22 protein-coding genes and 1 riboswitch are annotated in these 19,788 nt (G+C 67.1%); of the genes, 5 read left to right on the top strand and 17 right to left on the bottom strand.

From position 1 onward, the window contains the following. Positions 1-570: 570 nt before the first annotated feature. The 3 genes from ABFA30_RS10905 (at position 571) to ABFA30_RS10895 (ending at position 2,937) form a co-directional block, all read left to right on the top strand. Positions 571-795: a hypothetical protein gene (locus ABFA30_RS10905; protein WP_225788287.1), complete on the top strand. Its 225-nt coding sequence runs from the start codon at positions 571-573 to the stop codon at positions 793-795. A 246-nt stretch (positions 796-1,041) separates the two neighbouring features. After that, entirely contained in the window at positions 1,042-1,524 is a 483-nt protein-coding gene (locus ABFA30_RS10900; protein WP_225788288.1) for a hypothetical protein, read from the top strand. A gap of 147 nt (positions 1,525-1,671) precedes the next feature. Beyond that, complete coding sequence (locus tag ABFA30_RS10895) at positions 1,672-2,937, top strand: OmpP1/FadL family transporter (RefSeq protein WP_225788289.1); 1,266 nt, start codon at positions 1,672-1,674, stop codon at positions 2,935-2,937. Positions 2,938-3,208: 271 nt separating this feature from the next. Here ABFA30_RS10895 and ABFA30_RS10890 read toward each other — a convergent pair whose 3' ends face one another. From ABFA30_RS10890 to cobO, 15 genes are all read right to left on the bottom strand, one after another. Continuing rightward, the gene (locus tag ABFA30_RS10890) at positions 3,209-3,760 is read right to left on the bottom strand and encodes a glutathione peroxidase (RefSeq protein ID WP_410046040.1); all 552 of its coding nucleotides are present in this window, start codon (positions 3,758-3,760) and stop codon (positions 3,209-3,211) included. A 47-nt stretch (positions 3,761-3,807) separates the two neighbouring features. Beyond that, positions 3,808-3,930, bottom strand: coding sequence for a hypothetical protein (locus ABFA30_RS10885; RefSeq protein ID WP_410045419.1), 123 nt, complete (start codon positions 3,928-3,930; stop codon positions 3,808-3,810). Continuing rightward, the gene (locus ABFA30_RS10880; protein ID WP_225788290.1) at positions 3,927-5,129 is read right to left on the bottom strand and encodes an MFS transporter; all 1,203 of its coding nucleotides are present in this window, start codon (positions 5,127-5,129) and stop codon (positions 3,927-3,929) included. Before ABFA30_RS10880 ends, ABFA30_RS10885 begins: the two co-directional genes overlap by 4 nt. 60 nt (positions 5,130-5,189) lie before the next feature. Then, positions 5,190-5,594 carry a MarR family winged helix-turn-helix transcriptional regulator gene (locus ABFA30_RS10875; protein ID WP_253167961.1) on the bottom strand — a complete coding sequence of 135 codons (405 nt, stop codon included), beginning with the start codon at positions 5,592-5,594 and terminating at the stop codon, positions 5,190-5,192. A gap of 53 nt (positions 5,595-5,647) precedes the next feature. Further along, entirely contained in the window at positions 5,648-6,826 is a 1,179-nt protein-coding gene (locus tag ABFA30_RS10870) for a glycoside hydrolase family 5 protein (protein WP_410045418.1), read from the bottom strand. 169 nt (positions 6,827-6,995) lie between these two features. Next, positions 6,996-7,736 carry an adenosylcobinamide-GDP ribazoletransferase gene (locus tag ABFA30_RS10865; protein ID WP_225788293.1) on the bottom strand — a complete coding sequence of 247 codons (741 nt, stop codon included), beginning with the start codon at positions 7,734-7,736 and terminating at the stop codon, positions 6,996-6,998. 1 nt (position 7,737) lies between these two features. Beyond that, positions 7,738-8,307 (bottom strand): alpha-ribazole phosphatase family protein, encoded by a 570-nt coding sequence (cobC, locus tag ABFA30_RS10860; RefSeq protein WP_225788294.1) that lies wholly within the window; start codon positions 8,305-8,307, stop codon positions 7,738-7,740. After that, a complete protein-coding gene (gene cobT, locus ABFA30_RS10855; protein WP_410045417.1) occupies positions 8,304-9,359 on the bottom strand; it encodes a nicotinate-nucleotide--dimethylbenzimidazole phosphoribosyltransferase in 1,056 nt (351 codons plus the stop codon). The genes cobC and cobT overlap by 4 nt, the downstream gene beginning before the upstream one ends. Further along, a complete protein-coding gene (cobU, locus tag ABFA30_RS10850; protein WP_410045416.1) occupies positions 9,356-9,877 on the bottom strand; it encodes a bifunctional adenosylcobinamide kinase/adenosylcobinamide-phosphate guanylyltransferase in 522 nt (173 codons plus the stop codon). The genes cobT and cobU overlap by 4 nt, the downstream gene beginning before the upstream one ends. 1 nt (position 9,878) lies before the next feature. Further along, complete coding sequence (locus tag ABFA30_RS10845) at positions 9,879-11,333, bottom strand: cobyric acid synthase (protein WP_225788297.1); 1,455 nt, start codon at positions 11,331-11,333, stop codon at positions 9,879-9,881. Continuing rightward, positions 11,330-12,322 carry a threonine-phosphate decarboxylase CobD gene (cobD, locus tag ABFA30_RS10840; protein ID WP_253081112.1) on the bottom strand — a complete coding sequence of 331 codons (993 nt, stop codon included), beginning with the start codon at positions 12,320-12,322 and terminating at the stop codon, positions 11,330-11,332. The genes ABFA30_RS10845 and cobD overlap by 4 nt, the downstream gene beginning before the upstream one ends. After that, positions 12,315-13,223: an adenosylcobinamide-phosphate synthase CbiB gene (cbiB, locus tag ABFA30_RS10835; RefSeq protein WP_253081113.1), complete on the bottom strand. Its 909-nt coding sequence runs from the start codon at positions 13,221-13,223 to the stop codon at positions 12,315-12,317. The genes cobD and cbiB overlap by 8 nt, the downstream gene beginning before the upstream one ends. Then, positions 13,220-13,870 (bottom strand): 5,6-dimethylbenzimidazole synthase, encoded by a 651-nt coding sequence (gene bluB, locus ABFA30_RS10830; RefSeq protein ID WP_225788300.1) that lies wholly within the window; start codon positions 13,868-13,870, stop codon positions 13,220-13,222. The genes cbiB and bluB overlap by 4 nt, the downstream gene beginning before the upstream one ends. Next, complete coding sequence (locus tag ABFA30_RS10825) at positions 13,867-15,162, bottom strand: cobyrinate a,c-diamide synthase (RefSeq protein ID WP_410045415.1); 1,296 nt, start codon at positions 15,160-15,162, stop codon at positions 13,867-13,869. Before ABFA30_RS10825 ends, bluB begins: the two co-directional genes overlap by 4 nt. Beyond that, the gene (gene cobO / locus ABFA30_RS10820; RefSeq protein ID WP_225788302.1) at positions 15,159-15,770 is read right to left on the bottom strand and encodes a cob(I)yrinic acid a,c-diamide adenosyltransferase; all 612 of its coding nucleotides are present in this window, start codon (positions 15,768-15,770) and stop codon (positions 15,159-15,161) included. Before cobO ends, ABFA30_RS10825 begins: the two co-directional genes overlap by 4 nt. 117 nt (positions 15,771-15,887) lie before the next feature. Continuing rightward, positions 15,888-16,111, bottom strand: a riboswitch (cobalamin riboswitch). Between the two features lie 150 nt (positions 16,112-16,261). On the opposite strand from cobO, the gene ABFA30_RS10815 reads away from it, so the two are divergent. Then, positions 16,262-16,840, top strand: coding sequence for a hypothetical protein (locus ABFA30_RS10815; RefSeq protein WP_253081115.1), 579 nt, complete (start codon positions 16,262-16,264; stop codon positions 16,838-16,840). 97 nt (positions 16,841-16,937) lie between these two features. Then, entirely contained in the window at positions 16,938-18,254 is a 1,317-nt protein-coding gene (locus ABFA30_RS10810; RefSeq protein WP_410045414.1) for a PQQ-dependent sugar dehydrogenase, read from the top strand. 149 nt (positions 18,255-18,403) lie between these two features. Here the strand turns inward: ABFA30_RS10810 and ABFA30_RS10805 are convergent, their stop codons facing one another. Continuing rightward, positions 18,404-18,940 carry a C40 family peptidase gene (locus ABFA30_RS10805; protein ID WP_225788305.1) on the bottom strand — a complete coding sequence of 179 codons (537 nt, stop codon included), beginning with the start codon at positions 18,938-18,940 and terminating at the stop codon, positions 18,404-18,406. Positions 18,941-19,080: 140 nt separating this feature from the next. Then, the gene (locus ABFA30_RS10800) at positions 19,081-19,719 is read right to left on the bottom strand and encodes a C40 family peptidase (RefSeq protein WP_225788306.1); all 639 of its coding nucleotides are present in this window, start codon (positions 19,717-19,719) and stop codon (positions 19,081-19,083) included. Between the last annotated feature and the right edge of the window lie 69 nt (positions 19,720-19,788).

Genomic DNA, 19,788 nt, shown 5'->3' with positions numbered 1-19,788 from the left:
CATGTTGCGGGGCCGTTACAAGTCGTGCACCAAGTGTGTACAAGTGCACCGAATCCCTCCATTTGAATGCACGAAATGGCATCATCCCGCCGCGTATGATCCGTTTGCCCTACTTCACAGACTGAGCAAGAAAGGCCATACTGTTCGGCTCGCCTGGCGAAACGAACAAAGGCTTGCACCTGCTGCGTGCTTCCTGTATGGTGCCGCCCTGTTAGTACCCAGCTGAAAGTCAATTCTGGCCACAAGCGCCCTTCAGTCATCGGCTCGATCCTCCGGGCGATGCTGAAAACGGACCGGCCCATTCGATGGTTCACTCGGCAGCCCTAGCTGCCCTAGCACGAATCACGCACAGATTGATCGGGATCTTCACCCAGAGGCAACGAACCTTGGCCCTGGTGTGCTTGCCCGCCTTTTGACGTACCTACCAGTCAGCCCAGCGCCCACTTTTTATTGCGCCTCCCTGGCTGCCCTGTTCCAGTCAGGTTCTGCGTCCCTTAATAATGACGTCACTGGAACGTTTCTAAGATGCACGGATCGAAACCCGTGTTTAAAGCAGGAACATCCAACAATATGAATACGCACCATCAGATCCAGGCTGCCATCGGCACCCTTTCCCAGGCCTTCGCCCCACTGAAGTGCCTGATCGTCGCCCCACGCAAGGGCAGCTTCAGCTTCACCCTGGTCGACGAACATGGCGTCGCGTGCCACACCGAGCGCCTGTACCCCGAGCAATACGGCCGCGGCGAACCGCTGCAGGCAGTGATCGAGCGAACCCGCCAGTCGCTGGCCGCATGAGCGGCGAATGCCCGCCCATTCAGGCGATCGATCCCCGCCACTGCGCTGCCTGATCGTTCTTGGCGTAATTGCCGTAGGGCATATAGCACCGGACGACAGGCAGCAATCGATTTAAAAACAGCCCTTTACACCATGATTATCACACTACACTTCAACTCGAGCGGTGCGAGCCGCTTCCGGCGGGCCTGATCAATCCACCAGCTGCCAAGCTCCAGTGCCCGTCGGCCTTTATCGTTCGAGGGCATCATGGGTATCGCAGCGAAAGAGTTGTGTCAGTATGTGATCCGGCCGACCCTGGTCTACCTGGACCGCCATTGCGAAAGCGCCGAGGCCCTGCTGTTGGGCGTCGCCGCCAGCCAATCGGCGCTCGGCTCGGCGTTGCACGACCGGCGCGGGCATGGTCTCTACCGGATCGGCGAAACGCGTCACCAGGCGCTGTGGGACGATTTCCTAGCCCGCGACCCTGACCTGGCCAGCCTGGTCCGTGGCCTGGCCAGCCAGCACGCCTTCCTGCGCGGGCCGCACCTGGAGTTGGCGGTCAACCTGCGCTACTCCACCGCCATCGCCTGGATGCTCATCGAAGAACAGGCCACGCCCTTGCCCGCCGCCGACGACCTGTTGGGGTTGGCGCGTATCTGGCGGCAGGTCTTCCACCCCCCGGGGCGCCTGCGCGACTTCACCCAAGCCTGGCATCTGTGCGTCGAGCCGATGATGTCGCAGGCATCTTGAGAAACGTCCTACGCTAAAACCGGAAAAAACGGAATTTTGGTCGGATTGTCCTACAAAACCGCTCTAACTCCTGCGATCTAGCCTATGGCGCAGCGCGTGATTTGTTGGTAGCTTTTCGCCCCGGAGATCCCAAGGAGTTTCACAATAATGAAAAAAGCAATGCTCAAAACCTCCCTCGGCGTTGCCGTTGCCCTCGCTTCCAGCCAGTTGCTCGCCAGTGGTTTCGCCCTCAACGAGCAAAGCGTCAGCGGCATGGGTACAGGTTTCGCGGGTCGTTCTTCCTCTGCCGAAGATGCCAGCACCGTCTTTGGCAACCCTGCCGGCATGTCGCGCCTCAAGCGCGAGCAAATCACCGTGGGCGGCGCCGCCGTCATCGCCAAGTCCGACATCTCGGGCCCAGGCAGCAACCTGGGGGGAGAGACCGACGGCGACATGGTCCCGACCGTCGGCGTACCCATGGGCTACTACGTCAAGCCAATCGATGAGCACTGGAGCGTCGGTTTCGGCGTCTACGTACCGTTCGGCCTGGTCACCGACTACGGCAGCGACGACGCCGCCCGCTACTGGGGCAAGAAGAGCCACGTCGAGGTCATCACCTTCCAGCCAACTGTCAGCTATGCCTTCAACGACAAGGTCTCGATCGGTTTCGGCCCGACCTTCAACCGCATCAAGGGCGAGCTGGGCTCCAGCCTGATCAACCCGTTCACCCCGGGCAGCAACGATGGCGAAGTGAAGATCAAGGGCGACGATACCGCAGTCGGCTACAACATCGGCATCCTGGTCCAGGCCACCGACCGCACCCGCGTCGGCCTGACCTACCACTCCATGGTCGACTACAAGCTCGAGGGCAAGACCCGCGTCAGCACCCCGCTGATCGGCCCCTACGACGGCAGCAAGTTCGACGCCAGCCTGAAGATCAAGACGCCGGAGTCCGTCGACCTGTCGATCACCCACGAGCTGGACGACCAGTGGACCCTCTACGCGGGCAGCACCTGGACCCGCTGGAGCCGCCTGGAAGACATCACCGTGCAGAACGATGTGCCGCCGGCACTGGTCGGTTCGCCGTTCCAGACCATCAGCGAGGAGCAGAACTGGCATGACACCTGGGCACACGCCATCGGCGCGTCCTACAAGGTGAACAAGGAGTGGATCCTGCGTGCCGGCTTCACCGTGGACCAGTCGCCGACCAACAACCACGACCGTTCGCCGCGCATCCCGACTGGCGATCGCAAGGTGCTGAGCCTCGGCGCCGGCTGGAGCCCGACCGACGACATGACCATCGACGTGGCGTACTCCTACCTGTGGGAGGAAGACACCAAGGTCAACCAGGTCAGCGCGACCAAGGGCTCCTACCAAGCCAAGTACGAGAACAGCGCCCACGGTATCGGCGCGTCCCTCACCTACCGCTTCTGAGTCGCCGGGGCCTTGCAAGAGACGTAGGCTTCTTCAGGCCATGGGGCCGCTCTGCGGCCCTTCGCGGGCAAGCCCGCTCCCACAGGGGCCTGCGTCAACCGCATGTTCTCTACGCGACAGCGCAGCCCGAAGGGCTGGGTGATCCCCACAGAGTCCTCTGCATGGGCCCCACTGTGGGAGCTTGCCAGCGATGGGGCGCGAAGCGGCCCCAGGTATTAGCACCGCTTCGACCCAGCCCGAGAAAGGCAGCGACGCTCGCCAGGCCGGGCACTCAGGGTTGGGAAGCGATCGCCTTTTCGATAGCCGTCCTGAACGCCGGGTCGTCAGGCTTGGTCAGGCTGGAGAAATTGGCGATCACCTTGCCGCGGCGATCTACCACGTACTTGTAGAAATTCCACTTCGGCGCACTGCTCTGGCGCGCCAACTCGCCGAACAGCGGCACCGCATCCTTGCCACGCACCGCCTGGGCCTTGGTCATGGTGAAGGTCACACCGTAGTTGGCATAGCAGACCTTGGCGGTCTTCTCGCTGTCGGCGTCCTCCTGCTTGAAGTCGTTCGACGGCACGCCGAGCATTTCCAGGCCCTGCTCGTGGTATTCCTTGTAGACCGCCTCCAACCCTTCGAACTGCGGGGCGAAGCCGCAATAACTGGCGGTATTCACCACCACCAGCGGCTTGCCCGCGAAACGCTGGCACAGGTCGACCTGCTCCTTGCCACGCAACTCGGGCAGGCTGCCCTGCAGCAGTGCCGGGCAATCCGCTGCCCAACTGGAAGAAAGGGTGGCCAGGGCCAGCGCGGGTATCGTCAGCCAGCGTACACGCATCATCGTTGTTCTCCTGCAAGGCGATCCTTGAACTTGCAGGGTAGCGCCTAACAAACGCCCATGCCCAGCTGCATCAACCGCAACCCGCCCAGTTGCCAGCCCCACCACACCAGCGCCAGGAGCACTGCCGCACCCGCCACCAGGAGGATGCGGGCCAGGTAGCGGTTCATGCGGCCTGCACCTGCAAGCGCGCGACCGGCCGCTCGCGCACCGGCCAGTTGAGCGCGGCAGCCAGCAGGCTGAGCAGGATCGAGATCTGCCAGACCAGCTCGTAGCTGCCGGACTGGTCATACACCACGCCGCCCAGCCATCCCCCCAGGAAAGCACCCAACTGGTGGAACAGGAAGACGATGCCGCCGAGCATGGACAAGTTGCGCACGCCGAACACCGTGGCCACGGTGCCATTGGTCAACGGTACCGTGGACAGCCACAACAGCCCCATGGCGATGCCGAACAGGTAGGCACTGACCTCGGTCACCGGCGCCCACAGGAACAGCACGATCACCAGAGCACGCAGCAGGTACAGCGCGCTGAGCAGGCGCGGCTTGGACATGCGCCCACCCAGCCAGCCGGCGGTGTAGGTACCGACGATATTGAACAGCCCGACCAGCGCCAGCACGGTGGTGCCGGTACTGGCCGGCAGATGCTGGTCCACCAGATAGGCCGGCAGGTGCACCCCGATGAACACCACCTGGAAACCACAGACGAAGAAGCCCAGGGCCAGCAGCCAGAAACCGCTGTGCGAGCAGGCCTCGCGCAAGGCCTGGCCGAGGGTCTGCTCGGCGCCGAGGCTGGGCAGCGGGCGATCCCGCAACATCCCCACCAGCGGGATGATCAGGGCCACCAGCAGGCCCAGCACCAGCAATGCCGCCGACCAGCCCAGCCACTGGATCAGCCCCAGGGTGCCGGGCAGCATGGCGAACTGACCGAAGGAGCCGGCCGCGCTGGCGATACCCATGGCCACGCTGCGCTTTTCCGCCGGTACGGCACGCCCCACCACGCCGAGGATCACCGAGAAAGACGTTCCCGAAAGCCCGATGCCGATCAACAAGCCGGCGCTCAGCGACAGCGACCAGGCCGAGTCGGCCATGCCCATCAGCATCAGGCCCGCGGCATAGAGGATGCCGCCGATGATCACCACCCGCGCCGCGCCCAGGCGGTCCGCCAGGGCACCGGCGAAAGGCTGGGCCAGCCCCCAGATCAGGTTCTGCAGGGCGATGGCGAAGGCGAACACCTCGCGCCCCCAACCGAAATCGGCGCTCATTGGCGCCAGGAACAGGCCAAAACCGTGCCGCACGCCCAGCGACAGCGCCAGGATCAACGCCGCCCCCAGTAGAATCCATCCGCTGGTTCGCCATACCGAAGTCATTGTCGTTCTCCTGCGCATCGCAAGGTTGAGGCGGGTAGCTGCCCGCTTCTGGTGTGTGAATCAGGCCAGGCGCTCCAGCAACCGCACCAGTGCGTCCCGTTGCCCTTCCCCCAACCGCTCCACCAGTTGCCGCTGGGCCCGCTCCCAGGCCGGATGGGCCGCCTGCAGCCGCACCTTGCCCGCCTCGGTCAACAGCACCAGGCGATTGCGCTGGTCGTCACCCTCGGCCAGGGCCACCAGACCTTCGGCTTCCAGCACCCGCAGGTTGCGGCCCAGGGTGCTGCGATCCAGCCCCATGGCTTCGGCCAGGGACGTGATGCTGGGGCGGTCGAGCCGCTGCAGGTGGCGAAGCAGGGAAAACTGGGCGACATTGATGCCGAAACCGACAAGGGCTTCGTCATAGTGCCGGCTCACCCCACGGGCGGCACGACGCAGGTGGGTACAGAGGCATTCGCTGGTCAACATGAATGCGTGTATATACCCGTACATTGAATGTTGCAAGACATTTCACATCTCGATCAGCGGGCCAAGCGGCTGCGGATCGGCTCGAATTCAGCCGTGGCCTTGCGCGGCAGCGGATCCGGCGCGCCCTGTTCGATCGCCTGCCAATAGCGCCAGGGCACCTTGGCCGAACCCAGTTCGTAGTCCATGCCATCCCAGCTGTCTTCGCGGAAACTGTAGAAGGCCCAGTGCACCTGCTGACGGTCCAGCACGCTGAGTACATCCTCCAGGTACTGCCGACAACCAGGCAGGCGGCGCATGCAACCGAACTCGCCAACCACCAGGCGCGAACGTGGCAGTTTCATCGTGGCCATCCAGTCGAGCGGCTGCTGCAGGTACTGCGCCACCCGCCTCGCCCCCCATGGCTCGGAGCGCCCCGCAAAGGGCGCGGGTCCTGGGTAGGCGATGGGCGCTTGGCGGGCCATGTTCGGCGCACTGGTGGCCGAGTAGGGTTCGTACATGTGCAGGCTGTACAGCACGCGCTCGTCCGCCAGGGGGGCCGGCCAATAGCTGAACGCATCGGCCGCGGCGTACCAGCCGGCGTCGACCATGATCGGGGTAGTGGCATCGACTTCGCGGATCGCTGCGATCAGTTGCCGATAGAGGGCAGGCAGGTCGCGCGCGCCTCCCTGCACCTGCTGGTACCACTGCTTCATGCGCAGCGGATCGGCATGCTCGGGCAGGCCGCCCTGCTTTTCCGGTGCCGGCTCGTTGACCAGGTTGTAGGCGGCGATGGCCGGGTGGTCGCCGAGTGCCTGGGCCAGGTCACGCCAGAAGTTGGCGGCTTGGGTCCAATAGCCTTTGTCCTGCCAGAGGCGATCGTCGAACTGGCCTTCGTTGTTTTGCGCCCAGCGCATGCCGGGCAGCGAGAGGGGCGCGATCACGACCTTGAGGCCTGCGGCGTGGGCGCGGTCCAGGACAGCCCTGAGCTGGGCCAGGTCGGCTGCCGCGAGGCCCTGGTAGGCATCGGCGTTGCCCAGCAGGAAATCGCGTTTCTCGGGCCGCCACTTGTCGTAGGACAGCCGCACCCAGGTAGCGCCGTAGCCGCGCAGGGCTTCGAAATAGGCTTGGTCAGGGGGCAGGCGGTTGAAGCTGTTGCCGCCATGGCGAGGGCTGTTCCAGAAGCCGATCAGATCGGCTGCCGTGGCTGGCAGGGTAGCCAGCGCGAGCAGGCTGGCGAGTATCCAGTGACGCATGGGAGGCCTCCCTGGCCGGTTGCAGTGGCGGCCGAGGATACGCCCGGTTGCACAGGGAAGCAGTTACCAAAGGGTTGCCAGACATTACAGCAAGAGGTTGCCTTCAGGTCGCCGGGTGTCTGGACCGGCCCATTGGGGCCGCTTCGCGCCCCAGATGGCAGCCAAAGCCTTAACCGACCGGCAACAGTGCCACCCCCAGCACCACCGCCAGTTCCAGTATCTCCAGCATCGCCCCCGCCGTATCGCCGGTGGTACCGCCCAGGCGCCGGCACATCACATGACGCAACCAGGCGAACACCAGCGCTGCAAGCAGCAGCATGGCCAGCCCGCGCCACCCGCCAACGACCACGCAAAACCCGGCACTGGCCAACAGCACCCATCCCGCCCCACGCCTGGGCAGGTGTTCGGCAAGAGCCTGCCCCAGACCGCCCGGACGCACATAGGGCGTGGTCATGAACAACCCCAGCAAGGCAGCTCGCCCCACCACCGGCGCAAGCACCAGCATGACTCCCGCGCCTCTTTCCACCAGCACCCACAGGGCACAGAACTTCAATAGCAACACCAGCACCAGGGTCACCACGGCGATCGGGCCGCTGCGCGGATCCTTCATGATCCGCAAGGTACGCTCGCGATCGCCGAAACCGCCCAGCCAGGCGTCGGCACTGTCGGCCAGGCCATCCAGGTGCAGGGCACCACTGAGCACGACCCACAACACCAGCAGCAAGGCCGCGTGCAGCGGCGCCGCCGTGCCCTGCAACAGATGACTGGCCAACCACAGCAACAAGCCGAACGACAGGCCTACCAGCGGGTAGTACAACAGCGACCGCCCCACCTCCCGAGGTGCCGGCATGCCCGGCAGGCGTACCGGCAGGCTGCTGAGAAACTGCAGGGCAATCCAGAACGGCGACATCTCAGCAGCGCTCCTGTAGCCGGCCGTCGCTGCCCAGGGCCAGACGCACCAAAGCACCGTGCCCAACCTCCACCTGCAGCAGTTGCTCGCGCGGCAAACCACGGGCCTGGGCCAGCAGCAGGCGCATCACGCCACCATGGGTGACCAGCAACACCCGCTTGCCGGCATGCTGCCGCCCCAGGCCATCGAGGGCAGCCAGGACCCGCTCGGCAAAAGCGCTCACCGGCTCGCCCCGAGGCGGCGTGAAGGCATAGGGATCAGCCCAGAAGCGCCCCAGGGCATCGGCCTGGTCCTGCATGATCTGCGCCGCGCTGCGCCCTTCCCAGTCACCGAAATGCAACTCGCGCACACCGGCCTCCAGTTGCACCGGCAAACCCAGCCGTGCCCCCAGCTCGTCGGCGAACTGCGCGCAGCGGCGCAGCGGCGAACTGACCAGCGCATCCCACGGGCCGGCCTGGGCCACGGCCTCGCGCATCTGCGCCCAGCCCTGCTCGGTCAGGAGGTCGTCGAGGCTGCCGCGCAAGCCCCCGCCCCGTTCGGTCTCGCCGTGACGCAACATGTCGAGGATCATGCCGGACGGTCCGCCACCGCCGCCTCGGCGAACGTCGCCATCTGCCCGTGCAGGGCACAGGCCAGGCGCAACAATGGCACCGCCAGCGCCGCACCGCTGCCCTCGCCCAGGCGCAAGCCAAGGGCCAGCAGTGGCTGCGCCTCGAGAGCTTCCAGCACGGCCTGGTGACCGGGTTCGGCCCCCTGGTGGGCGAACAGCAGCCAGGGGCGGCTCTGGGGATTCAGGCGCGCCGCCACCAGGGCGGCAACGCTGCAGATGAAGCCATCCACCAGCACCGCCACGCCCTGCTGGGCACAGGCCAGGTAGGCACCGGCCAGGGCCGCGATCTCGAAACCACCGACACAGGCCAGGGCCTGCAGCGGATCGTCCGCGCGCAGCCCGTGCGATGCCAGGGCTCGCTCGATCACATCGGCCTTGTGGCGCACGCCGGCGCTGTCCAGGCCGGTCCCCGGGCCACTGAGCGCGCGTGCCGGGCACCCCAGCAAGACGCTGGCCAGGGCGGCGGCGGCCGTGGTGTTGCCGATGCCCATCTCGCCACCGATGAACAACTGCACGCCCTGCTCGCTGGCACGTCGCACGCTGTCGCGGCCGGCCTGAAAAGCGGCACCTAGCTGTACCTCGGTCATTGCCGGGCGACGGGCGAAGTTCGCCGTGCCGCTGCCCAAGCGCAGGTGGTGCACGCCTGGCAGTTCCAGGTCGGGCTCGATGGTGCCCAGGTCGACCACTTCCAGGCGTGCCTCCAGTTGCCGCGCCAGCACGCTGATCGCCGCGCCGCCACCGACGAAGTTGCGCAGCATCTGCCCGGTCACGGCCTGCGGGTAGGCGGAGATCCCCTCCTCCACCACGCCATGGTCGCCCGCGAAGACAGTGATGGCGACCCGCTCCAGGGTCGGCCGCTCGCGCCCTTGCAAACCGGCCAGGTGCACCGCCAGGTCCTCCAGTTGGCCGAGCGAGCCGGCAGGCTTGGTCAGTTGCCGTTGGCGCACACGGGCCTGCTCCATGGCGGCGGTGTCGAAGGGTTGGCAGGCATCGCGCCACCAGGGCTGGTTCATAGAGCGGGTCCTTTGAGCATGAGGGGAAGGCCGGCCACGGTCAGCACTACGCGCTCGCAGCGTTCGGCCACGGCCTGGTGCAACCAGCCGGCCTGGTCGACGTAACGGCGCGTCAGCTCGCCCATGGGCACCACGCCCAGACCGGTTTCGTTGCTGACCAGGATGAGCGTTCCGGGCAGCGTCCCCAGGCTGTCGAGCAGCGCGTCACGCTCCTGGGCCAGGCGTCGTTCATCGTCGAGCATCAGCAGGTTGGTCAACCACAAGGTCAGGCAGTCCACCAGCAGGCAGCGCCCTTCGGCGGCCTCGGCCCGCAGCACGGCGGCCAGGGCCAGGGGTTCCTCGATCAGCCCCCATTGCGCAGGACGGCGCTGGCGATGCAGGCGGACACGTTCGTTCATCTCGCCATCCAGCGACTCGCTGGTGGCGATGTAGGTCACCGGCAGGCCGCAGGCAGTGGCCAGTTGCTCGGCCAGGCGGCTCTTGCCGGAGCGGGCGCCGCCGAGGATCAGGTTGCGCATGTCAGGCGACTCCACAAAGCTGGCGCAGGCGCGCGGTATCCAGGTGCTTGTCCACCAGGTCGGCCAGGCGCTCGATGTCACGTTCGCGCAAGGCTTCGTAGTCGATGGCCTCGGCATCTTCCAGGCCCGCCCAGCGCAGCAGCGCGGCGCACGACTGGCTGCCTTCGAACAGGCCATGCAGGTAGGTGGCGAGGATCTGCCCGTCGGCGCTGACGGCACCGTCGCAACGGCCATCGGCCAGTTGCACGGCCGGGTGTTCCAGGGCCGGGCCACGGGTGACGCCAGCATGGATTTCGTAGCCCGCGACAGGCGCCTGCTCCAGGCCCAAGGTGCCGCAGACGTTGCGCAATTGTTTGTCGGCCTCGAGCACGGTGACGTAGTCGAGCAGGCCAAGCCCCGGGCTGGAGCCCGCCGCCCCTTCCAGGCCCAGCGGGTCATGCACGGCGTGGCCGAGCATCTGCAGGCCGCCGCAGATCCCGATGAGCTTGCCGCCATAGCGCAGGTGGCGAGCGATGGCGGTGTCCCAGCCACGCTCGCGCAGTTGCGCCAGATCGCCGCGCACGCTCTTGGAGCCGGGCAGGATGATCAGGTCGGCGGGTGGGACAGGCTGGCCCGGGCCGATGAACTGCAGGTCCACCTGGGGGTGCAGGCGCAGCGGGTCGAAGTCGGTATGGTTGCTGATGCGCGGCAGCACCGGGACGATCACCTTGAGCACCCGCTCGCCCTTGGCGGCCTGGCGCACGTCGATGCCGTCCTCGGCCTCCAGGTGCAGGTCGCTGACGTAGGGCAACACGCCCAGCACCGGCTTGCCGGTGCGCTGCTCCAGCCAGTCCAGGCCCGGCTGCAACAGGGCGATGTCGCCACGGAAGCGATTGATGACGAACCCCTTGACCCGCGCCTGCTCGCTCGGCGACAGCAGCTCGAGGGTACCGACCAGGTGGGCGAAGACCCCGCCGCGATTGATGTCGGCCACCAGAATCACCGGGCAGTCCACCGCTTCGGCAAAGCCCATGTTGGCGATGTCGCCGGCCCGCAGGTTGATCTCCGCCGGCGAGCCCGCGCCTTCGACCATCACCACCGGGTAGGCTGCGCGCAGACGCTGGTGCGAAGCCAGCACGGCCTGCATAGCGATGGCCTTGTAGTCATGGTAGGCGACGGCGTTCATGCTGGTGACGGCACGGCCGTGGACGATCACCTGGGCGCCGGTGTCGCTGTTGGGCTTGAGCAACACCGGGTTCATATCGGTATGCGGCGCCAGCCGGCAGGCCTGGGCCTGCACCGCCTGGGCGCGGCCGATCTCGCCACCGTCGGCGGTCACCGCGCTGTTGAGCGCCATGTTCTGCGGCTTGAACGGCACCACGCCGATGCCCTGGCGCAGCAGCCAGCGGCACAGTGCGGTGACCAGCGTGCTCTTGCCGGCATCGGAGGTGGTGCCTTGCACCATGAGCGTGGTCATGCCGATTCCTTCTGGTAGTCCGCCAGCGCCTGGCGCAGGCGTTGCTCGTGTGCGGCACTGGCAGGCAGCCCCAGGCGCACCGCCGGCGGCTGCTCGAACAGGCGCACGAGGATGCCGCGTCGGGCGAGAAAGTCATGGAGGTGGGCGGCGTGCGGTGTACGCACGTATTGGAACAGGTCGCAGCCACCCGCCGCAGGCAGGCCAGCCGCCTCGAGCAAGGCGGCCAGGCGCTGGCTGGCCTGGGCGCAGCGGGCAATTTGCGCCGGGTGCGCCGATCGCTCGCTGAAACAGGCCTGCCCCAGCACCCGGGTCGGGCCGCTGATGCTCCAGGGGCCAAGCGCTTCGGCCAGGCGCTGCAGCAAGGGTGGCTCGGCCATCACGAAACCCAGGCGCACGCCTGCCAGGCCGAAGAACTTGCCGAACGAACGCAGCACGATCAACCCAGGGCGCGCGGCACAATCGACCAGGCTGTCGGCGGGGGTGTTGTCCATGAAGGCCTCGTCGACCAGCAGCCAGCCACCGCGCCGCGCCAGGCGGGCGTGCCAGCCGAGCAGGCGTTCGCGGGGCAGTCGCCGCCCAGTGGGATTGTTGGGATTGACCAGCACCAGCACGTCGAGGCTGTCGAGGCAGTCTTCGACCTGGGCGTCATCCAACTCGACCAGTGCGTGCCCTGCCCGCCGCCAGGCATGCGGGTGCTCGGCATAGCACGGCGTAAGCACACCGACCCGGCCTGCCGGGCGCAGGTAGGGCAAGGCCTGGATCGCCGCCTGGGAACCGGCCACCGGCAACAGCGCGCTGGCGCCATAGTAGGTGCGCGCCGCCTGCTCCAGGCCGTCCTCGGTCTCGGGCAGGCGTGCCCAGGCCTCCAATGGGATCGCTGGAATCGCATAGGGCCACGGGGCGATGCCGCTGGACAGGTCGAGCCACTGCTCCCGGGGGATACCGTACTGCCGCACCGCACGCAGCAGCCGGCCACCATGTTCAAGCATTCAGATAGGCTCCCAGGCAGATCACCAGCAACCACAGCCACACACCGCGCTGCACCAGGCTCCAGCCGCGCTCGATGGCCCGGGCGTCGGCCACCGGCCCTTCGCCCAGGCGCGCACGCACATGCAGCTCGCCGTGGTACACCGCCGGGCCGCCCAGCTCCACGCCCAGGGCACCGGCGCCAGCGGCCATCACCGGGCCGGCGTTGGGGCTGTCCCACTGGGGCCCCTGCTGGCGCCAGCAGGCCAGGGCCAGGCGGGTTTTGCCGAGCAGGGCGTAGGTCAGCGCCACCAACCTGGCGGGCAGGTAGTTGAGTACATCGTCGATGCGTGCCGCAGCCCAGCCGAAGCGCTCGAAGCGTTGGTTACGGTAGCCCCACATGGCATCGAGGGTATTGCTCAGGCGATACAGCACCACGCCAGGGGCACCGGCGACGACGAACCAGAACAGCGCGGCGAACACCGCGTCGCTACCGTTCTCCAGCACCGACTCGGTGGCCGCCCGGGCCACGGCGGGCTCGTCCAGTTCACGGGTTTCGCGGCTGACCAGGTAGCCCACCCGCTGCCGGGCCGCGTCCAGGTCGCCACGCCGCAGGGCCTCGGCCACCGGCAGCACATGCTCGCCGAGGCTGCGCAGGCCCAGGGCGCAGTACAGCGCCAGCACGTCCACCAGCCAGCCGACATAGGGCAGCCAGGACAGGATCAGCGCCAGCAGGGTCAGCGGGACCACCGCCAGGCACCAGGCGCTCACGCCGTGGCTGCGCCAGCCGCGCCCGCCGGCGTTGAGGCGTTGCTCCAGGCGCGACGCCAGGTTGCCGAAGGCCACCAGCGGATGGCGCCGCCGGGGTTCGCCCAGCAAGGCATCGAGGGCCACGCCGGCCACGGTCAGCAGGGCCACGCTCATGGCCGTTCTCCCCATTGGTTCTCGTACAGCATCTCGCCCAAGGGCTTCTCCTCGGCCCAGTTCTCCAGCACCAGCATCGGCCCGGCATAGAACTGCGCCACAGGCCCCAGGCACAGCACTGCCACCGGCTTGGCGCCAGCGGGCATGCCCAGCAGTTGGGCCAGGGCCTGCGGTTCGAACAGCGACACCCAGCCCATGCCCAGGCCCTCGGCGCGCGCCGCCAGCCAGAGGTTCTGGATCGCGCAGGCCAGGGAGGCCAGGTCCATTTCCGGCAGGGTGCGGCGGCCGAAGATGTGCGCCTCGCGGTTGTCCATCAGCGCCGCCACCAGCACTTCGGCGCAGTCGTGGATGCCTTCGACCTTGAGTTTCATGAAAGCGTCGGAGCGCTCGCCCAAGGCTTCGGCGGTGCGCACGCGCTCCTGCTCCACCAGCGCCTGGATCTGCCTACGCAGCTCGCGTCGGCTGATGCGAATGAAGCGCCAGGGCTGCATCAGGCCGACGCTCGGCGCCTGGTGCGCGGCGGCCAGCAGGCGGGCCAGCAGCGCTGGCGCTACCTCACCACCGATGAAATGGCGCATGTCGCGGCGCTCGCCGATGGCCCGGTAGACCGCGGCGCGCTCGGCGTCGCTGAAGGCGTGTTCGCTCATGGCCGCAGCAGCGCCGCCGCCGCGTCAGGGTTGGAGGGGAAATAGAAGTGGATGTACGACGCCGTCAGCCGTCCCTGGCGATAGACCGCCTCGTTGCCACGACCGCCGTTGGGGCTTTGGCCGCGGGCGATCGGTTCGAGCGGGGTGCTGGTCAGGGAGTGATGATAAGTATGCCCGCGCAGGGTCCCTTCCGGAAGTTCCACAGCCTGCAGCGCCAGGGCCGCCAGGCGCTTTTGCATCACCGCTTCGCCCGGCAGCAGGCCGAGCAGCGTGGCGCGCTCACCGGCCACGTCGGTCAGGGCCTCGAGCAGGTAGAGCATGCCACCGCACTCGGCCAGCAGCGGCTTGCCCTGGGCGTGATGGGCGCGGATCGCCTCGAGCAGGGGGGCATTGGCCGCCAGGGCCTGGTGATGCAGCTCAGGGTAGCCCCCTGGCAGGTAAAGGCTGTCTACCGTGGGCAGTTCCCGGTCGTGCAAGGGCGAGAAGAAGCGCAGTTCGGCGCCCAGCTCGCGCAACAGATCGAGGTTGGCGCCATAGGTGAAGGCGAAGGCTTCGTCACGGGCCACGCCGATGCGCACACCGGCCAGCGACGGCCCGGGGGCGATAGGGTCGGGTTCGGCAAAGGCCACCGCTGGCGGCAGCGTGGCGTCGCAACTGGCGCCCAGGGCCTCGGCCGCGGCGTCCAGGCGCAGGTCCAGGTCGTTCAGCTCGTTGGCCTGGACCAGCCCCAGGTGGCGGCTGGGCAGCTCGATGCCACGCTCGCGGGAGAGCCCGCCGTACCAGCGCAGGCCCTCGGTCAGGCTGCCCTCGAGCAGTTGCGCATGGCGCAGGCTGCCGACGCGGTTGGCCAGCACCCCGGCGAACGGCAGGTCCGGCTGGTAGCGTGCCAGGCCCAAGGCCAGGGCGCCGAAGGTCTGGGCCATGGCTGTGCCATCGATCACCGCCAGCACGGGTACACCGAAGTGACGCGCCAGGTCGGCGCTCGACGGTGTGCCGTCGAACAGCCCCATGACCCCCTCGATAAGAATCAGGTCGGCCGTGCCCGCCGCTTCCCAGAGCAGGCGGCGGCTTTCCTGCGCGCCGATCATCCACAGGTCGAGCTGGTACACCGGTGCACCGCTGGCCCGTTCGAGGATCATCGGGTCGAGAAAATCCGGCCCGCACTTGAACACCCTCACCTTGCGCCCGAGGTTGCGGTGCAGGCGCGCCAGGGCGGCGGTGACCGTGGTCTTGCCCTGGCCGGACGCCGGTGCTGCGATCAGCACCGCCGGACAATGCCGGGGTCGGCTCATAGTTCCACGCCCTTCTGCGCGCGGATGCCGGCCTGGAAGGCGTGCTTGACCATGCCCATCTCGGTGACGGTATCGGCCAGCTCGATCATCTGCGGCTTGGCGGCACGGCCCGTGACGATGACGTGCTGCATCGGCGGACGGGCCTGGATGTCCGAGAGCACCTGGTCGAGGTCGAGGTAGCCGTGCTTGAGGGCGATGTTCAGCTCGTCGAGCACCACGAACTGCACGCCCGGGTCCTGCAGCAGTTGGCGCGAAACCGCCCAGGCCGCCTCGGCGGCGGCGATGTCGCGCTGGCGATCCTGAGTCTCCCAGGTGAAGCCCTCACCCATCACGTGGTAGCGCACCTGCTCGGGGAAGCGCCGGAAGAACAGCTCTTCGCCGGTGCTGTTGCGGCCCTTGATGAACTGCACGACGCCGCATTGCAGGCCGTGGCCCAGGGCCCGGGCAAGCATGCCGAAGGCCGAGCTGCTCTTGCCCTTGCCGTTGCCGGTGAGCACCAGCAGCAAGCCGCATTCGTTGGGCGCGTTGGCGATGCGTTCGTCGATGATCGCCTTCTTGCGCTGCATGCGCGCCAGGTGGCGTTCGTCGCGTTCGGTGGATTCGCTCATCAGGGTTCTCCGCAGGCTGTCGGCACGGATGGGCGACGACAGGTCGATAGGCGGGCAGACGGAGAACGCGCAGGGGCCATGGCGGACGCCACGGTGCACCGCGCATCACCCTCCGTGATGCCGTTGGCAGTGACAGGCCGGTCTCCGGGCTCGTGAGCAGGGCCTGGGCCCATGGGCCGCGCGCCTTCCCGGATGCCTGCATCCAGTGGCCCTGCGCGGTCCTCGACTCACCTACCGTTGCGGGGGCAGCGCCGGAATCGCGCCTTGCTGGCGCCCACCGGCTTCCCAGTTTCACCCTGCCCAGCCTCGGCTGGCAGAGCACCTGAAACACGCCGCGAAGGTTAGAGGGTTGCACCCGGAGCGTCAATGAAACGAGGCCGATCTGGCCTGGATCAATGGCCGATCCGGCCGCTTGTAACAAACTGAAAGCAGTGATATCACATAGCCATCAATTTTCGCTGAACGCGATCACAACGACAGGAGAGCGCAGCATGCAAGGCCTGATCATCAATAACCCGCGCCTGGAGTTCTTGCGCCCGGCGCTGGAGCGCTGGCCGGAATGCATCGACCGCTTCAACCAGGTCCATGGCGACAACGAGGCCCCGTACTGGCATGGCGCCGCGGCCAACACCGGCCTGCTCGCGGCCGCGGCCTGGCAGGCCGAACTGGTGGCGCTGGAACAGTCCATGAGCAAGAAGCAACGTGACGAGGGCGAGCGCGAGGGCCGCTGCGACCTGTCCATCAGCACCTCGGAAGACAGCGTCCACCTGCGCGCCAGCCAGCGCTGGCCGCGCATCGCCCGCCTGGACCTGAGCACGGCTGTGCAGGAAACCGCCGCCCTCGCCCGGCAGATCGCCTATCCCAGCCAACTCAAGGTCGGCGCCCTGTTCGTCAGCCCGTGGAAAGCCGGCCAGCATGCCAGCCCCGAGGAGTTGCAGGACCTGGTCGACGACCTGCAGAAGCACAGCGCTTGCGCCATCGCCTGGTATTTTCCCTACGCCTATCGCAAGTTGCACAATGAAGCGGCGCAGTACTTTCCCGGCGTGGCGCTGCTGCTCAAGCAGGCCTGAGCGGGGCCCAGCTAGCCGAATGCGCCCTACCGACAAGTTGAACCTCGACGGTGGCCCGTCGCTCTGATTCCACATGAGCCCCCACGAGGACCCGAGCATGGACAGGATGCATATCGCGCTACTGCTGGCCCTGGCCGTCAGCCTCGGCGGCTGCGGAGAATCCGCGCGCCTGGACGTCAGCGACGGATCGGGACCGTCCCCGCAACTGCCCGAGCCGAACAAGACCTTGATCCCGACCGTCAACATCGCCCCGGCGATCGGCTGGCCGGAGGGCGCCAAGCCCACGTCGGCGACCGGCACCCAGGTGGTGGCCTTCGCCGAGCACCTCGATCATCCCCGCTGGCTCTACGTGCTGCCCAACGGCGACGTGCTGGTGGCCGAGACCAACGCCCCGGCCAAGCCCGACGACGGCAAGGGAATCCGTGGCTGGGTCATGGGCCAGGTGATGAAACGGGCCGGCGCCGGCGTACCCAGCGCCAACCGCATCACCCTGCTGCGCGACGCTGACCGTGATGGCGTCGCGGAAATTCGCACCACCTTCATCGAAGGGCTCAACTCACCCTTCGGCATGGCCCTGGTGGGCAAGGACTTCTACGTGGCCGATACCGACCGCCTGTTGCGCTTCCACTACGAGCCGGGGGCCATGCAGATTCGCGCTGAAGGCAAGAAAGTGGTCGACCTGCCCGGCGGCCGGCTCAACCACCACTGGACCAAGAACGTGATCGCCAGCCCCGATGGCAAGAAGCTCTATGTCACGGTGGGCTCCAACAGCAATGTCGGCGAAAACGGCCTGGACCAGGAAGAAGGCCGTGCGGCGATCTGGGAGGTGGACCCGGCCAGCGGCCAGCACCGGATCTTCGCCTCCGGCCTGCGCAACCCCAACGGCCTGGCCTGGGAACCACACAGCGGTGCGTTGTGGACGGCGGTCAACGAGCGCGACGAGATCGGTAGCGACCTGGTGCCGGACTACATCACCTCAGTCAAGGACGGGGGCTTCTATGGCTGGCCGTTCAGTTACTACGGCCAGCATGTGGACCGGCGGGTCGAGCCGCAGGATCGGCAAAAGGTCGCCCAGGCCATCGTGCCGGACTACGCGGTGGGGCCGCATACCGCATCCCTCGGGCTGACCTTCGCCCAGCCGGGTGTGCTGCCGGCGCCGTTCGAGCAGGGGGCGTTCGTGGGCCAGCATGGGTCGTGGAACCGCAAGCCGCACAGTGGCTACAAGGTGATCTTCGTGCCGTTCAGCGCCGAGGGGAAACCCGCCGGGAAGCCGATCGACCTGTTGACGGGGTTTCTCGATGGCAAGGGCAAGGCCATGGGGCGGCCGGTGGGCGTGGTCAATGACCAGCGGGGCGGGTTGCTGGTGGCCGATGATGTCGGGAACGTGATCTGGCGGGTGAGCAAGGAGCAGTGAGGGGCTTGGGCTGGCCTGTGCCGGCCCATTCACGGCGGTTCGTGCCCCGACAAGCCCGCCCTCACAGGTTCACCACTGATCTTGAGGCAACGGTGAACCTGTGGGGCTGCAAGGTAGCCCCGATGCCGTTTCGCAGGCGGGCATCGGACTCAGGGATTGCGCGCCAGGTGCCCCGGCGGCAGCACCCGCTTGGCCTGCAGGTAGGCCCGGGCCCAGTAGCTGTTGGACAGGTAATCCAAGCGCACTGTCCCGCCCGTGGAAGGTGCATGCACGAACCGCCCCTCCCCTACGTAGATCCCCGCATGGCTGACCTGCGACCCACCGTTGGTGGCGAAGAACACCAGGTCCCCGGACTGCAGCGAACCGATATCCACGTTCGGCGCCCGCATGACGATCATCTCGCGGGTCGAGCGCGGCAGGCTGATCCCCGCCGCATCCCGGTACACGTAGCCGATCAGCCCACTGCAGTCGAACCCGGCGTCCGGCGTGTTGCCGCCCCAGCGATAGGGCGTGCCCACCAGGCCGATAGCCCGGAACAGCACGTCGTCGGCCACCGGCGAGGACGCCGCCTGCGCGTTGAAGGTAACGGGGGCCTTGGCCACCGGCGCAGGTGCCGGGGCTCGGCTGGAACAGGCGGCGAGCAGTGCCGCCAGGGAAAGGAGTGCGAAGCGCGCCATCATCGCCATGGCCAGAACTTCCTGTCGAGACCGTTCGGCCGTAGCCGAAGTCAAAAGAGTTGAGAATTCAGATTAGACGCTTTTCGTAAATGCGCACGGCGGCGAGCTTTTTCAGCATCGCCGCCGTGGCAGGGTACAGCATTTTGATATCAGTTGCGCGAGATCGTGGTCGGCGCCATGGCCAAGGCGCGCTTGGCCTCGAGGAAGGTCTTGCTCCAGTAGCGGTCACCGAGGTTGTCGATGCGCACGCCACCGCTGCGGCGGCTGCTGGAGTGGATGAACTGGTTGTCACCCAGGTAGATGCCGGCATGGCTGACCCGGCCACGACCATTGGTGCTGAAGAACAGCAGGTCGCCAGGCTTGAGCTTGTTGCGGGCAACCTTGGGGGCATCGACGTTGATCATCTCGCGGGTCGAGCGCGGCAGGTTGAGGCCGGCCTCCTCGCGGAACAGATAGCCGATGAAACCGCTGCAATCGAAGCCGGACTTCTCCGAAGTACCGCCGAAGCGATAACGGGTGCCGATCAGCGACATGCCACGCTCCAGGATGCTGTCGGCCAGGGCCGGCAGTTCGTAGGGCTTGCCGTTGCTGGAAAAAGTGTCCAGGTCTTCCTCGGTGGCCAGCGGCTCCTCGGCGAAAACGGAAGAGGCGGAAGGCTTGGCCATGGCCGCGGACTGGGCGGTGACGGGCTGTTGATCCTGCGGTTGGGTAACCGGGCCTTGGGTGGCGCAGCCGAAAAGCAGGCTCACGAGTGCAAGTGGCACGAGGGGTGCGAAGCGCTTGAGCATGGGCACGACCGTGTCTGTAGTCCTTTAGAAGGGGGAAACTATGCCCTCTATCATGGCCATTTGCAAATT

It is taken from the genome of Pseudomonas sp. HLMP, from assembly GCF_046365545.1.
Taxonomy (GTDB): Bacteria; Pseudomonadota; Gammaproteobacteria; order Pseudomonadales; family Pseudomonadaceae; genus Aquipseudomonas; species Aquipseudomonas guariconensis_B.
Note: the sequence above shows the minus strand (reverse complement) of the source record. Positions and strands in the feature narration are given on the sequence as shown.

Coding starts and splice junctions, on each gene's coding strand:
- ABFA30_RS10905 (WP_225788287.1), top strand. CDS start 571: ATGAATACGCACCATCAGATCCAGGCTGCCATCGGCACCCTTTCCCAG.
- ABFA30_RS10800 (WP_225788306.1), bottom strand. CDS start 19,719: ATGCTCAAGCGCTTCGCACCCCTCGTGCCACTTGCACTCGTGAGCCTG.
- ABFA30_RS10805 (WP_225788305.1), bottom strand. CDS start 18,940: ATGGCGATGATGGCGCGCTTCGCACTCCTTTCCCTGGCGGCACTGCTC.
- cobT (WP_410045417.1), bottom strand. CDS start 9,359: ATGAACCAGCCCTGGTGGCGCGATGCCTGCCAACCCTTCGACACCGCC.
- ABFA30_RS10880 (WP_225788290.1), bottom strand. CDS start 5,129: ATGACTTCGGTATGGCGAACCAGCGGATGGATTCTACTGGGGGCGGCG.
- cobC (WP_225788294.1), bottom strand. CDS start 8,307: ATGATCCTCGACATGTTGCGTCACGGCGAGACCGAACGGGGCGGGGGC.
- ABFA30_RS10825 (WP_410045415.1), bottom strand. CDS start 15,162: ATGAGCCGACCCCGGCATTGTCCGGCGGTGCTGATCGCAGCACCGGCG.
- cobO (WP_225788302.1), bottom strand. CDS start 15,770: ATGAGCGAATCCACCGAACGCGACGAACGCCACCTGGCGCGCATGCAG.
- ABFA30_RS10810 (WP_410045414.1), top strand. CDS start 16,938: ATGGACAGGATGCATATCGCGCTACTGCTGGCCCTGGCCGTCAGCCTC.
- ABFA30_RS10865 (WP_225788293.1), bottom strand. CDS start 7,736: ATGTCGCCGTTCTGGATTGCCCTGCAGTTTCTCAGCAGCCTGCCGGTA.
- ABFA30_RS10815 (WP_253081115.1), top strand. CDS start 16,262: ATGCAAGGCCTGATCATCAATAACCCGCGCCTGGAGTTCTTGCGCCCG.
- cobD (WP_253081112.1), bottom strand. CDS start 12,322: ATGCTTGAACATGGTGGCCGGCTGCTGCGTGCGGTGCGGCAGTACGGT.
- ABFA30_RS10895 (WP_225788289.1), top strand. CDS start 1,672: ATGAAAAAAGCAATGCTCAAAACCTCCCTCGGCGTTGCCGTTGCCCTC.
- ABFA30_RS10890 (WP_410046040.1), bottom strand. CDS start 3,760: ATGCGTGTACGCTGGCTGACGATACCCGCGCTGGCCCTGGCCACCCTT.
- ABFA30_RS10870 (WP_410045418.1), bottom strand. CDS start 6,826: ATGCGTCACTGGATACTCGCCAGCCTGCTCGCGCTGGCTACCCTGCCA.
- ABFA30_RS10900 (WP_225788288.1), top strand. CDS start 1,042: ATGGGTATCGCAGCGAAAGAGTTGTGTCAGTATGTGATCCGGCCGACC.
- ABFA30_RS10845 (WP_225788297.1), bottom strand. CDS start 11,333: ATGACCACGCTCATGGTGCAAGGCACCACCTCCGATGCCGGCAAGAGC.
- ABFA30_RS10885 (WP_410045419.1), bottom strand. CDS start 3,930: ATGAACCGCTACCTGGCCCGCATCCTCCTGGTGGCGGGTGCGGCAGTG.
- cobU (WP_410045416.1), bottom strand. CDS start 9,877: ATGCGCAACCTGATCCTCGGCGGCGCCCGCTCCGGCAAGAGCCGCCTG.
- cbiB (WP_253081113.1), bottom strand. CDS start 13,223: ATGAGCGTGGCCCTGCTGACCGTGGCCGGCGTGGCCCTCGATGCCTTG.
- ABFA30_RS10875 (WP_253167961.1), bottom strand. CDS start 5,594: ATGTTGACCAGCGAATGCCTCTGTACCCACCTGCGTCGTGCCGCCCGT.
- bluB (WP_225788300.1), bottom strand. CDS start 13,870: ATGAGCGAACACGCCTTCAGCGACGCCGAGCGCGCCGCGGTCTACCGG.